The sequence below is a fragment of the Dyella sp. CR10 genome (assembly GCF_055814425.1).
The window spans coordinates 4,557,369-4,571,991 of sequence record NZ_CP185986.1; the positions used below are offsets into that span (position 1 = coordinate 4,557,369).

The window sequence follows — 14,623 nt, forward strand, 5'->3', positions numbered from 1 at the left end:
ACATGCGCAAGTCTTTGCGTGCACGCAAAAGCACGCGATGTTTCAGGTGCGCGGCAACAGCTTGAAAGGCCGCATCATTTCGTTGTCTTCGTGCTCGAGCAGATGGCAATGCCACACGTATTTGCCGGGCTCGCCTTCGAACCGCATGATGATGCGGGTGACCATGTCGGGGTCGGCCCGCACGGTGTCTTTCCAGCCAGCTTCATGCGGTGGTGGCGGCAGGCCAGGGCCGGTGTACCTGAGTTCCTTGCGTGCATTCCACGCGAACAGGTCGAACGGCCGACGCTCGATGATCTGGAAGCGCACCAGGTGCAGGTGGATCGGATGCGCATCACCGGTGAGGTTCACCAGGCTCCAGATTTCCACGCTGTCCTGCGTGGGGTCTTCAGTGATCGGGTCGGACCAGTGGTGGCCACCGAGTGTCATCATCATCGCGTTGCCGTTGGCGTCGTCCATCTCGCCAATGGTGAGGATGCGGTCGCGCGTCGCGGTCGCCGGATCAATGCGCGATACCGCGCGCAGCGCGGCCGGCATCGCCGTTTCATCCTTTCTGCCGCGATCGCGCACGCGGAATTGCAGCAATGCCTCCGACGGCTGGCGCAGTTCGACCGACTGGCCGTCGAGGCCGGAGAAGTCGACGACCACGTCCGCACGCTCGGCCGGATACAGCTCCACGCGCATGCGCTCGACCGGCGAGAGCAGCAAGCCCTGGTCGCTGCCGATCTGCAGGAAGGGCCGGCGGCTGGACAAGCTCAGTTCGAAGTGCCGCGCGTTGGCCGCGTTGACCAGGCGCAACCGGTAGCGGCGCGGCTCGACGTCCAGATAGGGATACAGCTTGCCGTTGCACAGCGTGGCATTGCCGTAGCACTCCGAGACCCATGGCGCCGCGGGGTCGTCGGAGACGGGATAATAGAGCTGGCCGTCGCGCCCGATCAGGCGGTCGCACAGGATCAGCGGCAGCTCGTGTTCGCCGTTTGGCAGTGCGAGCGCCTGCTCTTCCGGATCGCGCAGCAGATACGCGCCATAGAGGCCGGCGTAGATGTTCAGCCGCGTGATGCCCATGGCGTGATCGTGATACCAGAGCGTCGCGGCATCCTGCATGTTGGGGTAGCGGTAGATCAGCGAACGGCCGGGCGGGAAGGCGTCTTCCGGCCAGCCATCGCTGTCCGCCGGCACGCGTGCGCCATGCACGTGCGCCACGGTGCGCACCTCGGGCTGCTCTTTCTCCGCGCCGTGGATGCCGTGATCGACCGGCAGCAGATGGCGCGAAGGCAAGGCATTGGTCCATTCCACCAGGAACGGCTCGCCGCGCCGCGCTTCCAGCGTCGGTCCCGGGCTCATGCCCTGGTAGCCCCATTGCGTGGTGGGCGGCAGGTCGCGATGCAGGCGGGCCTGGAACGCACGCATATCCATGCGGTAGTACGGCAGCGCTCGTCCCTCATGCACGCGCTGGCTGGCCGGTCGCGCGATGGGCGGCACGGGCAGCGGATCGACGAAGCGCGCCAGCGTGGCGGGATTGATCAGCGGCCGCGAGGGTGCGGCCAACTGCGGCGCCATGCGATCGGCCATGGGCATGGCGTGCGCGGCACGCGCGACGTCAGCGGAAAGCAGATCGACGATCAGCGGCGGCACCAGCAAGCCGCCGGCGCCGAGCAGGAAGCGGCGGCGCGACGGTTTCATGCATGCCGACTCACGCAGGGGAGAGGGCGGGTCATGCGCCCCACGTTAGGCAGCAGGGATGACAGCCGCGTGGCAGCGCGGCTGTCTGCGGACGGCTATTCGGCTGCTTCGGCGACTGCGGGCGCGGATGCCGGCGAGGCCGAGGCGGGCGCAGGACCTGCCGCTGGCGCCGACAGCATGTGCGCCTGGCGCCAGCCGCCCCAGCGGTAATAAGCCAGGGCCATCAACATCGAAGCCATCGAGCCCAGCGGAAAGCTCCACCAGATGGCATCGGGGCCCAGACGCGGCAGCAGGGCGAAGGCGAACGGCGGGCGGATCAGCCACATCGAGATGGTCAGCACGATCAGCGGCGGCCACACCGCGCCGGTGGAACGCACCACGCCGAACAGCACGAACGTGACGCCGAAGAACAGGAAAGACCACACGGCGATCACATTCAAATGCTGCGCCAGCGCCAGCGCCTCGCCATGCCCGGGCAGGAACAGGTTGAGCGCGGTGCGGTTGAACACATAGATCAGCCCGATCAGCGTGCCGCCGAGCAGGAAGTTGTAGGCCACGCCGATCTTGGCGATACGGTGCACACGATCCCACAGCCGCGCGCCGACATTCTGCGCCGCCATCGACGACACCGCCGCGCCGATGGCCATCGCCGGCATCTGCACGTAGTTCCACAGCTGTGTAGCCGCGCCATAGGCCGCCGTGGCGTGCGAGCCGAAGCCGTTGACCAGACGCATCATCAGCATCGCCGAGGAGGAGATCACGATCATCTGCAGACCCATCGGCAGGCCCTTGAAGACCAGCGCACGCAGGATCGCCGGATCCGGCTTGAGATACGCCAGCTCGCTGCCGGTCAGGCGCAGGAAATGCTTGCGCCGGTACAGCGTGACGAGCAGCGCGACCAGCGCCACGGTCTGCGAGATCAGCGTGGCGAAACCCGAGCCGGCCGTACCCATCGCCGGTACCGGGCCGACGCCGAACATGAACAGCGGATTGAGCGCAATGTCCAGCAGCACCGACATCGCCATGAACACGAATGGCGTGCGCGCATCGCCGGCGCCGCGCAGGGTCATCATCAGGAAGTTGTAGAAGTACAGCGACGGCATGGCGACGAACACCATGCGCAGATAAGGCACCGCGTACGGCATCGCGTCCACCGGCGTGCCCAGCTTCTGCAGCATCCACGCCGTGTTGACGAAGCCGAAGATCGAGACGAGCGTCGACAGCGCCACGAAAAAGGTCACCCCGGTGCCCACCACGCGCTTGGCCTCGATCATGTTGCGCGCGCCGAGGCTCTGCCCGACCAGGATGGTGCTGGCCATGCTCACGCCGAACACGGCCGTGAGCATCAGGAACACGATCAGGCTCGCGTTGCTCACGGCGCCGAGCGCGGATTCGCCCAGGTAGTGGCCGATCCACATAGCGTTGACCGAGGCATTGAGGGACTGCAGCACGGTGCTGCCCAGGATGGGCAGCGCGAAGGTGAGCAGGGTGCGGGCGATCGGCCCTTCGGTGAGCAACGGCTGGCGTGCGGCTAGCGCAGACATGGGACTGGGGATTCCGTGCGGGTGAGACTGGTGATCGCTGCGCGCTCCGCGCGCAGCGGGAAAGAGCGGTGAAGTTTACGTCGGTACCCGTCTGAGGGATGACGCCGCCCCTGGGATCAGGAGATGGCCGTTGAGTGGTCGCCAGGGGCGCCACTCAACGGCACGCCGGTCTGCGTGTGGACCGGCGACGGGGCATAGAAAAACCCCGCCGGGATTCAGGCCATGGCGTCCGCGTCGTTCCACGCGGGAGCGGCAAGACGCCGTGCGTGATCGCGTACGTCGGCAGGCCAGGTGTCGATCAAGTCGTCGAAACGGTCGCGCTCGCCACGCCAATAGGCGCGCGAGGCTTCCTCGTAGTGCGGCAGGTCGCCGGCCATCGCCTGCATGAAGCGCTCCAGGGCTTCGCCGGCGCGGCGCGAGCGGTCGTCGCTGCCGCGGCGGGCTTCTTCGACGAGGCGGCGCAAGGTCGCGGACGCGCCGCCCGGCTGGGCGGCCAGCCACTCCCAGTGGCGCGGCAGCAGGGTGACCTCGCGCGCCACCACGCCGAGGCGGGGACGGCCCGGACCGCGCGGCGCGCTGTCCGCCGCAGGAGTGAAGCGCGACAGCACGTCGTCCACTGTGCCGCGGAAGTCGATCTCCACGGGAAGGCTGGTCTGGTCGTCGAACACGAGTACGGGGCCCTGCGCGCCCGCGTCGATCGCGCGCTTGGTGGCAGCGGCCACCTCGCGCAGCGAGCCCGAGGCGATCAGGCGATGCCCATCGAAAGCAGTACAAGTCTGACTCTGGCTGGGGTGCATGATTTTAATCCGGGAAAAATTGGGGATGAGGGAATTTTGTCCGGGTTAACGGATGGATGCAATATCTACCGGGTAAAACATTGGTATGGCTTTTGGAACAGTGCGTCGAACGAAGGTGGGATTTACGGATTCACTCTGGATCGACGACACTTATTGAACCATATAGTTCATAAAAGAACTGTCCCCCAAAAGGCATCCCCATGCGTTACCAGAAGATTTTTCTTGGCGTTCTCTCCCTGGCACTTGCCGGAACGACATCGATCACGTCCGCGGCTACCCGTATCGAAGTCCAGGGCGGTCGCAGCTACATGGATTCCCACGGCGCCAACGCCGCCTTCGTCGAGGCAGTGTTCGACGCGCATCCGATCGGCAGCACCCGCTTCACCTGGGCCCCGGACGTATCGGCGGGCTGGATCGGCGGCCGCGATCTGCGCCGCTACGACGGCAACCGCTATGAGACACGCGACGACGTCTGGCTCGTGGCCGGCGGCGCCCGCTTCCGCTACGGCAGCGAGGCCGACTGGTACCACGGCTTCTTCTACAGCCTGCAGGGTGCGGTCCAGAAAGGGCGGACCATGGCACTGAGCAGCGTGGGCGAGTTCGTCAATACGGTGGGCTGGCAAGGCAAGTACCTCAGTTTCCAGATCCGGCACATTTCCAATGGCGGCACCCACGGTCCCAACCGCGGCGAGACGATGGCGCTGGTGGGCGTGGGGTTCGATCTCCAGTAAGACGCTTTACCCCCCCCGAAATTGCAACGGCCCCGCAAGGGGCCGTTCTTTTTTGGGGATTCAGTGCCCGCCGCCGGCCGCGGGACCGGCCTTCGCCGTGAACGGCGGTTTGGTCATCCATACGACAAGGATCAGGCTGACGAAGATCCAGCCGAGCACATGGAAGACCTCATTGAACGAGATCTGGTAACCCTGCTGGGTAATCATCTGGTTGACCACGGCCGCAGCGGTCTGCGGATCGCCCCCGCCCAGCTGGCTCAGCGCCTGCGTCGCGGTGGGGTCGTACGGTGTGATGTGCTCGCTCAGCTGGGCATGATGTACCACCGCGCGGCGATCCCACATGAAGGTAGTGAGCGACGCGGAGAAGCTCGCCCCCAGCGTGCGCAGGAAGGTAGCCAGGCCGCCACCCGCGGCGATCTCGTGCGGCTGCAGGTCCGACAGCAGGATGGTCGTCACGGGCATGAAGAACAGCGCCACGCCCAGGCCTTGCAACAACTGCACGCCGGCGATGTGCATGAAGTCGATGTCCAGGAAGAAGTCCGAGCGCAGGAAGCTGGTGATGCCCATCACAAGGAACGACAGCGAGGCGATCAGGCGCAGATCGAACTTGGTCGAGTACTTGCCCACCACGAAGGTCAGCAACACCGGCAGGATGCCCAGCGGCGCGCTGGCGAAGCCGGCCCAGGTAGAGGTGTAGCCGAGGTTGCGCTGCATCCATTGCGGCACCAGCAGGCCGATGGCGAAGAACGCCGCATAGGCCAGCACCAGCGAAAGCGTACCCATGCGGAAGTTGCGATGCCGGAACAGGCGCAGATCGACGATCGGCTCCTTGTCCGTGAGCTCCCAGATCAGGAATACCAGGATGCCCAGCACCGCGACGATGCTGGTGATCACGATGAAGGTGGAATTGAACCAGTCTTCGTCGTTGCCCTTGTCCAGCACGATCTGCAGCGCGCCCACGCCGACGATCAGCGTGATCAGGCCGACGTAGTCCATCTTCGGCCGCATGGTGACATCCTTGCGCTCCTTCATCTGGGCGCCGATGACCATGCTGGCGAAGATGCCGATGGGGACGTTGATGAAGAAGATCCACGGCCAGGAATAGTTGTCGGTGATCCAGCCGCCCAGGATCGGGCCGGCGATCGGCGCCACCACCGTGACCATCGCCAGCAGCGCCAGCGCCATGCCGCGCTTGGCTGGCGGATAGATCGAAATCAGCAGCGCCTGCGTGACCGGATACATCGGTCCGGCCACCGCGCCCTGGATGGCGCGGAACAGGATCAGCATGCTCATGCTCTGCGAGATGCCGCACAGGAATGACGCGAGCGAGAACAACAGGGTCGACCAGATGAACATCTTCACCTCGCCGAAGCGGCGGGTGAGGAAGCCGGTGAGCGGCAGCGAGATCGCCATGCTCACCGCAAACGAAGTGATCACCCAGGTGCTCTGGTTCACGCTCACGCCAAGGTTGCCGGCGATGGTGGGCAGCGACACGTTGGCGATGGTGGTGTCCAGCACCTGCATGAAGGTCGCCAGCGACAGGCCGACCGTCGTCAGCGCCATGTTGGGTGGACGAAATTGAGTGCTCATGGTGTCGGGACGGGCCGTCGTGGGAGGGGTGCGCGCAGGAAGGCGGCGGGAGTTCATCCCGCCGCCGGTTCCTCAGGAATGGCCGCCGGCCATGTTGGCGTGGATGATCTGGTTGATCACACCGTCGGCCTCGGCCAGCTGCTTGGCGTATACGTCGGTGTTGAAGGCCGGCTGGGTCGGCGCCTGCTTGGCGAGCATCGGGCCGGTCTGGTCGTGCAGATTCACTTCCACGTCGGTGGACAGGCCGATGCGCAGCGGATGGTCATCCAGTTGCTTGGGATCGTCGAAGAACACGCGCACCGGCACGCGCTGCACGATCTTGATCCAGTTGCCGGTGGCGTTCTGCGCCGGCAGCAGCGAGAAGGCGCTGCCCGTACCCACGCCAAGGCTCTGAACGTGGGCCTTATAAGTGACCTTGCCGCCGTAGACGTCGGCGCGCACTTCTACCGGCTGGCCGATGCGCATGTGGGTCAGCTGGGTTTCCTTGAAGTTGGCATCGATCCATACCTGATGCAGCGGCACCACCGCCATCAGCGGCGCGCCGGTGGCGACGCGCTGGCCCAGCTGCACGGCGCGCTTGGCGACGTAGCCGTCGACCGGCGCGACGATCGTCGTGCGCAGGTTATCCAGGTAGGCGGCACGCAGCTTGGCGGCGGCCGCCTGTACGTCCGGATGCGACGCGACGACCGTGTCGTCGACCAGCACCTTGCTGGTCTCCAGTTGCTGCTGCGCGGTGACCAGCCCGCTTTCGGCAGTGGTCAAGGTGTCCTGCGCGTGTGACAGCTCCTCGGCGGAGATGGCACCGGACTTGGCCAGGTCGCGGCGACGGTTGTAGTCGGCACGAGCCTTGTCCACGGCCACTTTGCGCGCGGCCACGTCGGCCTGCGCACCGGAGACATTGCTATACAGACCGCGCACGCGGCGCACGGTGCTGGCGAGGTTGGCCTTGGCTTCGGAAAGAGCGACCTCGGTATTGCTCCCATCGAGCTTCACCAGCACGTCGCCAGCGTGCACCAGGTCGCCGTCGTCGGCGCCGATGGTGACCACGGTGCCAGGCACCTGCGGAGTGATCTGCACCACGTTGCCGTTGACGTAGGCGTCGTCGGTACCTTCGTACCAGCGGCCGTCGAGGAAGTACCAGGCGGTCCAGCCGGCGGCGGCGAGGATCACCGCCACGCCGAGCAGGCGGAGCAGGAAGCCGCGGCGACTCTTCGGCGGCTGGGGAGCGGCGTTGTCGGCCGCGAGCGGGGTTTGGCTAGACATGGCGAAAAGCCTTCAGAGAGAACGTGCGGAAACGGAGGAGGAAGAAGCGGGGGCATCGGCCAGCGCGTGCGTGTCGCCCTGCGGGCGGAAGCCGCCGCCGAGCGCCTGGATCAGCTGCACCGACAGATCGACCTGCTGCGCCTGCAGCGCGGCCATGCGCTGCTGCGCCTGCAGCAGCTGCTGGCGGACGATCAGCGCCTCGAGGTAATTGCCGACACCGGCCTTGTAGCGCTGCTCGGACAACTGCCAGGCTTGGGTAGCGGCATCGAGAGCGCGCTGCTGCGCATCGATCTGCTGCTGTTGCGATTGCAGCGCGCTGTAGTCGTCGGCTACTTCGTTGGTAGCCGATACCAGGGTCTGGTTGTACTGCGCCACGGCCAGGTCGTACTGCGCATCCTTGCCGGACAGATTCGCGCGCAAGCGGCCGCCGTCGAAGATCGGCAGACTCACCGACGGCGCCAGTTCGTAGAACCGGCTCCTCATGCTGAAGAGGTTGCCGCCGCCCAAGTTGAGCAGGCCGGCCATGGCGCCGATGCTCACGTTGGGCAGGAATTCGGTCTTGGCGGCCTTGATGTCCTTGCTCGCCGCTTCGACGCGCCAGCGCGCGGCGACCAGATCGGCGCGATGGCCGATCAGGTCGACCGAGAGGTTGCCGGGCACGGCCAGCGCCGCGGGCTTGAGCGCCTGCGGGCGGGCGATATCCAGGCCACGGTCCGGGCCCTTGCCCAGCAGCACCGACAGCGACGAGCGCGCCGCGTCGATGGCGCGGCCGGTGGCGGCCACCTGCTGTTCCGCGGAGGCTACTTCGGTATCGGCCTGCTTGAGTTGCAGCTGGTTGTCGATGCCCGCTCCGACGCGCTGGCGGGTCAGGTCACGCGCACGGCTGGCACGCTCCAGTTCGGCCTTGGCCACATCTTGCTGGGCGAAGGCGTAACCGAGCTGCGTATAGGCGCGGGCGACGTTGGTCGACAGCGTGATACGTGCGGCCTGGCGATCGATCTCGGCGGCGCGGGCCTCGCCCAGCGCGGCTTCCCACGCGGCGCGCTTGCCACCCCACAGGTCCAGGCCCCAGTTGAAGCTCGCATAGCCGTACTTGGCCCAGGCGAAGTGGCCATTCGGGCCGAGCAGGCCATCCGGCGGACGGGCGCCGGCAACGCTGGCCCCGGCATTCACCGTCGGCCCGCGTGCCGCGTCGGCGCTGCCCGCTGCGGCCTGGGCCTGCTGGGCGCGCGCGTCGGCCGCGGCCAGGGTCGGGTTATCGCGCAGGGCTTCGCCGATCAGCGCATCGAGCTGGTTGTCGCCCAGCCCGGTCCACCAATCCTGGGCGGGCCAGGCCGCAGGCGACACTGCGATGCCGGCGAGGCTGCGCTCGCTCTTCAGCGAAGAGGCTTCGGTGAGCGTGCCTGACGGATGCAGGCCGCCGCTGCTGACGCAACCGGCCAACGCCAGGGCCAGTCCGGTCGCCGCCGCCATAGTGTGCAGACGCATGGTCGTGTTCCAGAGGTTGAAGTGTCGGATCAGTGCTTGTCGCGCAGTGCATGAAGCACGCGCGTGAGGTAGTCGCGCAGTTGCGCCCGCTCGGTCTCGTCCAGCGAGCGCTGGGCGGCCTTGAGGACGCGGGTGTTGCAGTTCATCAGTTCTTCTGTCAGCGCGCGGCCTTCGTCGGTCAGCTCGATACGCAATGCACGGCGGTCCTGTTCATGCGGCCGGCGACGCAGATAGCCCTTGCCTTCGAGCTGGTCGAGCTGGCGTGTCATGGCGCCGCCATCCAGCTCGATCGAGCGCGCCAGCTCACCGGCGGTCATTGGCCCGAGCGCGGACAGGCGCTTGAGGATCAGGAACTGGGTGAAACGCAGTCCCATGCCCTTGGCCGCCAGTTCGGCCTCCATCGCACGGACGATCTCCGTGCGAACTGCCGCCAGCAGCACGCCGATGCTTTCCTGCGTCGGAGAAGAGGAATCCGTCGGAGCAGAGGTGTCGTTCATGGACGTGCATTCTATTGCCCATCAAATAATTGTCAAGGCAAATATATTGCAGACATATTCTGCTTTCGCAAATGTTCATGCGACGGCACGCGGCCGAAGGTTCGCCGGCACACGCCGTGCGGCCAGTTCATCGGCCACCATCGCCCCCAGGGCCGGATCGCGGATGGCGAAGAGGTCGAACACGCCCAGCGCCTGTAGCACAGGCAGTGCGGCGAGCAGCTTCGGCTCCACCTGGCGGCGCAGGCTTTCCGGGGTGAGCGGGTCGAGCATGAGTTGGGCGCTGACCACGAAACGGGTCAGGACTTCGGCGGCGTCCATCGGAATGGACGGCGAGTCGTTGACGGACATGCCGGTCTCCTTCTGGAAGGTTCTTTAAGACAGGACGTCCGCGCTGGCTTCAACGTGACTGCGCATGGCTGTGGGACGTACGGCGCGCCCCGGGGTAGGGCGGCGGCTTATTAGGCTAGGAGCAGACCCGCATGGCCTGATATCGTCATAAGGCCAATTTGTATCTAGAAGACGTCATTTGATATATCGCCATGGACACTGATTCCCAGGCATACGGCCAGCATTTCCAGTGGCTGGAGAGCGCAGACGGCCCGGCCCTGATCGCCTATGTGCTGGACGGCACCGAAGAGAACCGCGTGTTCCACACCGTGGAATCGGGCTGGCACAGCCATGTGCGCGGCCAGTTCTTCTACCTGGAAAAAGGCCTGCTCAGCGTGCGCACTTCCTATGGTGCCTGGACGCTGCCCCCGCATCGGGTGGGCTGGATGCCGCCAGGCGAGCTGCACACCGTGCGGGTGGCCGAGGCGACCCAGGGCTGGGGGGTCTATGTCGCGCCGAATGCTTCGGCGGGCCTGCCCGAGCGCACCTGCGTGCTCAACGGCAACGAGCTGATGCGCGCGCTGGTACTGCGTGCGGCCACCTGGTCCGGCCAGCAGCAGCTGGCCGACGAGCAGGAGCGCGTGCTCGCCGTGCTGATGGATGAGATGCGCCGGGCGCCGGAAGAGCCCCTGCATCTCGTACTGCCGAGCGACCGCCGCCTCCTGCGTATTGCCCATGCCGTGCTTGAGCATCCGGATGACGTACGCACGCTGGAAGACTGGGCCGCGTGGGCCGGCCTTTCCCCGCGCACGGTGACACGCCTGTTCCGCCAGGAAACCGGCTGCAGCTTCGCGCAGTGGCGCCAGCAGGCTCGACTGGCCCGCGCGCTGGAGCGGCTGGCGGCCGGCGAGGCGGTAGCCAGCGTGGCCGATGCGCTGGGCTATGCCAGCGTCAGCGCGTTCGTGGCGATGTTCCGGCGCAGTTTCGGTCTTTCGCCTGGCCGCTATTTCGACAGCCAGGCGGTCATCGCCTGAACGCGGGCGCTCAGGACGCTTTCGGCTTGCGACCGCGCCGCGGCTTGGCCTCGCCGGCGGCGATCAGTGCCTGGATGTAGCCGATGCCATCTTCTTCCGGGAAGAACGCCACCACATCGGCCACCGAGAGGCCATAGCGCTTGCGCAGCTCGAGAAACTCTTCGCGCGCCCGGGCCATGCGGGCGGCGCCGACCGGTTGTCCGGATTCCGCTTCCTTCTTGGTGTCTAGTGCGGCGAGCTCTTCCTGGAAGCGCCGGAATGCGTCTTTAGGGATGGTCATGAAGGCAGACGTGTCAACCGGATTTCCCCATTCTCGCACGAGCGTCAGGCCGCGGGACCAGCGTACTGCGCGATTTCGCGCAGGTAGACCGGCAGGTCTGTCGTAGGCGGAAACACCGGCACCTGGTACATCAGTGCCGCCACGTGGCCGCGGTGGTAGGTCCGGTGGTTGGCCACATGCAGCAGGATTTCTCCCCGGGTCATGTTGCCGCGGTCGCCGTCGATAAAGGCGAAGTCCACATGCTCGTTGAGTGCCGGTGGCGCCAGTTGCTCGATGTAGTCCAGGTACCAGCGATCCATCTGGACTTGGGCGTCGCGCAGTTCGGCAAACGGCGGGCAGTAATCCGGATTGCGTGTCGCCAGCCCATGCGCCACGCCCAGCAGATGGGACTTCCACACGAAGTCCATGGCATGCACGTGGTTGAGCGTACGAAGGATATTTCCGAAGACGATATCGCGGTCTGCGACCAGCTCCCGTTCGGGAACCGTCGCCAGCGCGGCGAATAGCCTTTCGTTGGCCCATACGCTGTAGCGCATGAGCAGATGCAGATGGCGCGCGTCGGACATGGGTTTGGCGGGACCCGTGCAGGACGGCCGGACGGCCGCGCGCGTAGCTTAGCGCCGCAAAATGTCCATGAGAGGCGAAGTGCGCCCGGTGCAGACGCCTTCACTAAAGTGAAAGCGCAGCCGTTTCGCATGGGCCCGCCCAGAACGCTCATCTGCGACGAGATTGGCGATATGGCGCGCCAAGGCGCAGTACAACTTCGCACCGGTACGCTCGCGGTCGGCCATGGGATGGCCGGGATGCTTCGCGATCGCACGCATGACGGGAGGCCAGGCACGCTGCGTGCATGGCATGGAAGCAAAGCGCGACGACCACTTGGTGCGTCGCTGCGCGGGCTATGGGAAGGGCGCGCTCTGGATGTCGCGGGAGGGGAAAACCGTGCGTGAGCCTTCCGCCGGCAAATGAGCATGCGCAAGTCCGGATTGCTGCAATGAGATGATCGTGATCCTTCACCATGGTTTCACGGCATCCGCTGTCCCATTCGATAATTTGCTGTATCCGCATGGCGGCCGACCGGTCAGTCAGCCGTCCCATCAAAGCTCAGGGGAGCCAGGATGCAATCGAGAGCTGAGGGAAATCCGTTGCTGCGCCATGGACTGGTCGCATTGCTATACGCCGTGGGATTCGTCCTGCTGCGACAAGTCTCGTTTTCTTACTGGGTCTTGTTCGCCGGGTATCGCCTGACGGTCCTGCTGCTGGTGCCACGCCGCTATTGGCCCGCGCTGGCCGTCGGCGAACTGGGACCGCTGGCGTTTACCGCCATCCGCTGCCTGCCGGAGTTCGGCGGGATTTGGTCCGCCGTGATGGTGGTGCCGCCGATCGCGCTGGCCATGCCGATCGTCAACGCCTGCCGCGAGCGAGGCCAGTTGTTCACCGGCCGCCACAGCGTGCGTATCAGTGTGCTGCTGCTGTGCGCCCTGGCCTGCTCGCTGGTGTGGACGCTGGCTAACCTCGCCGCGGTGTCGGTGTCGATCAAGCCGGTGGGCTATCCGCCGATGGACTACCCGCTGCTGACCGGCCGCTGGCTGATCGGCAATTACCTGGGCGTGCTGACCGTGGCGCCGCTGGTGCTGATGCTGCGTGAGGCATGGCAGCGCACGCCCGCGCAGGAGCGCTGGACGCGCGTCATGGACAGCCGCCTGTTCCTGGAAAGCGCGCTGGGCCTGCTGCCGGTGCTGATGATGCTGGCCTGGATCGGCGAGGGCGGCATGGGCGAGCAGGCGCGCCAGGTCGCACGCATGTGCATGTTCATCCCGGTGGTCTTCCTGGCCCTGCGCCATGGCTGGTACGGCGTCGCCATCGGCGGCACTCTGGCGAGCACGGCCGTGGTGCTCACCATGCCGGCCGTGTTCGATCCCGGCACGATGCAGGCGGAAGTGCTGATCGCCTTCACCATCTCCACCATGATGCTGTTCGGTGCGCGCATCTCCGTGCTTAACCAGCGCGACCAGCAAGAACGCCTCGACGCGCGCCAGACCCTGGCCCTCGCACAGCGCACGCTGTTCCTCGGCGAGCTGCGCATGCGCCAGACCGCGATGGCGATCGAGCAGGTGCGCGGCAGCATCCAGCAGACCGACAACCTCATGCTGGACCGGCTGCGTTTCGTGGTGCCCTCTACCGAGGAGCGCCAATATCGCCGCCAGGCCGCAGTGAACCAGGAGCAGCTGTTCCGCCTGGCCGACCATCTGCATCCGGTGAGCTGGCGCCAGCGCGGCCTGCCCGCGGCACTGCGCGAAGGCGCGATCGCCCGCACGCTGGAAGCTGCCGGCGTGCGCTACACCTGCGACATCGAAGGCCGCGGCCTGAGTCAGCTCTCCACCGGCATCCATCTGGTGCTGTACCGGACCATCGGCGAGATCGCCGGCAGCCTGTGCAACGGCCGCGATGTCAGCTGGATCCGCGTACGCCTGCGCGGCGGCGTGTTCGGCGGGCGGCGCTGGGTGGTGATGAGTATCGATGGCTATCGCGACGAAGCGTCCGCGCTCACGGTGCGCTGGGGTGAACTGATGCAGGGCCTGTCCACCACCGGCACCGGACTGGACGCGATCCGCGACCAGGTCGCCCTGTTCGAGGGCCAGGTCCGCGAGCGCCGCATGGCGCACGGCACGAGGATCAGCCTCATCCTGCACAACCCCGAGTAACCGACAGATACCCGCAGCAAATGACGAAGGGCGCGTCGATGACGCGCCCTTCGTTTTTCCATGGTTTTCTGTTTCCGGCTTACGCCCGCCGAATCACTGGGCCGTGCGGCTCTGGATATGCGTGCTGCATTCCACTGGATCGGTGCAGGGCGTCGACTCCGCATCGAGCGCCGTCGCGCCGTTGGCCAGGTACGTCGCGGTGACGCGCATGTCACCGTCACGGTAGACCGTCTCGCCATTGGAACCGGTCGCCGCCGCAGTCAGCGCCGAAGCATTGGGCCCGGCCGAGGCGTTGGCTGCGTCGGTACCGATCGGCAGCACCAGGAACTGGCCGTTGGCCGCCGCGAATGCACCGCGCACCTTGCCATTCAGATCGTTGACCTGGACATAGCGGACCCCGTCCTTGACGAACACGTAGACGTGGAAACGCGGGCTGGAGCTGACGTCGGAGGCGTTGGGCCAGGACTGGCCCAGGCCGGTCGCCGGGAACTGGCGGGCCATGACGGACGTGGAGACGGCGAGGGCGGCCAGCAGGGCCACCCGGACAGCATTACGTGGATTCAGCATAAGAGGCCCTTCCTGTGTCGGTGTCCTTGACGCGATCCGTCCCACTCTATCAGCGAAATCCGTGATGAATCTGTGAGGGATACGGGCCAAAACGGCTCCCGGACCGACTGCCACATGAAT

At 66.1% G+C, this 14,623-nt stretch carries 14 protein-coding genes; 3 read left to right on the forward strand and 11 right to left on the reverse strand.

The window, feature by feature from the left end; genetic code table 11:
* Positions 1-42 precede the first annotated feature (42 nt).
* The 3 genes from ACNR9O_RS20495 to ACNR9O_RS20505 form a co-directional block, all read right to left on the reverse strand.
* Positions 43-1,680, reverse strand: a complete 1,638-nt coding sequence (locus ACNR9O_RS20495; protein ID WP_473685317.1) for a multicopper oxidase family protein — start codon at positions 1,678-1,680, stop codon at positions 43-45.
* A gap of 95 nt (positions 1,681-1,775) precedes the next feature.
* Positions 1,776-3,224 (reverse strand): MATE family efflux transporter, encoded by a 1,449-nt coding sequence (locus ACNR9O_RS20500; protein ID WP_473685315.1) that lies wholly within the window; start codon positions 3,222-3,224, stop codon positions 1,776-1,778.
* A 215-nt stretch (positions 3,225-3,439) separates the two neighbouring features.
* Entirely contained in the window at positions 3,440-4,021 is a 582-nt protein-coding gene (locus ACNR9O_RS20505) for a DUF2239 family protein (RefSeq protein WP_473685313.1), read from the reverse strand.
* Positions 4,022-4,221: 200 nt separating this feature from the next.
* Between ACNR9O_RS20505 and ACNR9O_RS20510 the strand changes: the two genes are divergently transcribed.
* Positions 4,222-4,752 carry a hypothetical protein gene (locus ACNR9O_RS20510; protein WP_473685311.1) on the forward strand — a complete coding sequence of 177 codons (531 nt, stop codon included), beginning with the start codon at positions 4,222-4,224 and terminating at the stop codon, positions 4,750-4,752.
* A 60-nt stretch (positions 4,753-4,812) separates the two neighbouring features.
* Here the strand turns inward: ACNR9O_RS20510 and ACNR9O_RS20515 are convergent, their stop codons facing one another.
* The 5 genes from ACNR9O_RS20515 to ACNR9O_RS20535 all read right to left on the reverse strand — a co-directional run bounded on the left by ACNR9O_RS20515 (position 4,813) and on the right by ACNR9O_RS20535 (position 9,938).
* The gene (locus ACNR9O_RS20515; RefSeq protein WP_473700681.1) at positions 4,813-6,399 is read right to left on the reverse strand and encodes a DHA2 family efflux MFS transporter permease subunit; all 1,587 of its coding nucleotides are present in this window, start codon (positions 6,397-6,399) and stop codon (positions 4,813-4,815) included.
* A gap of 15 nt (positions 6,400-6,414) precedes the next feature.
* Positions 6,415-7,605: a hypothetical protein gene (locus ACNR9O_RS20520; protein WP_473685306.1), complete on the reverse strand. Its 1,191-nt coding sequence runs from the start codon at positions 7,603-7,605 to the stop codon at positions 6,415-6,417.
* Between the two features lie 12 nt (positions 7,606-7,617).
* The gene (locus tag ACNR9O_RS20525) at positions 7,618-9,093 is read right to left on the reverse strand and encodes an efflux transporter outer membrane subunit (protein ID WP_473685304.1); all 1,476 of its coding nucleotides are present in this window, start codon (positions 9,091-9,093) and stop codon (positions 7,618-7,620) included.
* Positions 9,094-9,122: 29 nt separating this feature from the next.
* The gene (locus ACNR9O_RS20530) at positions 9,123-9,590 is read right to left on the reverse strand and encodes a MarR family winged helix-turn-helix transcriptional regulator (RefSeq protein WP_473685302.1); all 468 of its coding nucleotides are present in this window, start codon (positions 9,588-9,590) and stop codon (positions 9,123-9,125) included.
* 75 nt (positions 9,591-9,665) lie between these two features.
* Positions 9,666-9,938 (reverse strand): hypothetical protein, encoded by a 273-nt coding sequence (locus ACNR9O_RS20535; RefSeq protein WP_473685300.1) that lies wholly within the window; start codon positions 9,936-9,938, stop codon positions 9,666-9,668.
* Between the two features lie 191 nt (positions 9,939-10,129).
* Between ACNR9O_RS20535 and ACNR9O_RS20540 the strand changes: the two genes are divergently transcribed.
* Complete coding sequence (locus ACNR9O_RS20540; RefSeq protein WP_473685298.1) at positions 10,130-10,951, forward strand: AraC family transcriptional regulator; 822 nt, start codon at positions 10,130-10,132, stop codon at positions 10,949-10,951.
* Positions 10,952-10,961: 10 nt separating this feature from the next.
* Here ACNR9O_RS20540 and ACNR9O_RS20545 read toward each other — a convergent pair whose 3' ends face one another.
* Together ACNR9O_RS20545 and ACNR9O_RS20550 are read right to left on the reverse strand one after the other, a co-directional pair.
* The gene (locus ACNR9O_RS20545; RefSeq protein WP_473685296.1) at positions 10,962-11,231 is read right to left on the reverse strand and encodes a hypothetical protein; all 270 of its coding nucleotides are present in this window, start codon (positions 11,229-11,231) and stop codon (positions 10,962-10,964) included.
* Positions 11,232-11,275: 44 nt separating this feature from the next.
* On the reverse strand, positions 11,276-11,797 hold the full coding sequence (locus ACNR9O_RS20550) for a DinB family protein (protein ID WP_473685294.1): 522 nt from the start codon (positions 11,795-11,797) through the stop codon (positions 11,276-11,278).
* Between the two features lie 552 nt (positions 11,798-12,349).
* Between ACNR9O_RS20550 and ACNR9O_RS20555 the strand changes: the two genes are divergently transcribed.
* Positions 12,350-13,936 (forward strand): MASE1 domain-containing protein, encoded by a 1,587-nt coding sequence (locus tag ACNR9O_RS20555; protein ID WP_473685292.1) that lies wholly within the window; start codon positions 12,350-12,352, stop codon positions 13,934-13,936.
* A gap of 93 nt (positions 13,937-14,029) precedes the next feature.
* On the opposite strand, the gene ACNR9O_RS20560 is transcribed toward ACNR9O_RS20555, so the two are convergent.
* Positions 14,030-14,503 (reverse strand): hypothetical protein, encoded by a 474-nt coding sequence (locus ACNR9O_RS20560; RefSeq protein WP_473685290.1) that lies wholly within the window; start codon positions 14,501-14,503, stop codon positions 14,030-14,032.
* Positions 14,504-14,623: the final 120 nt, after the last annotated feature.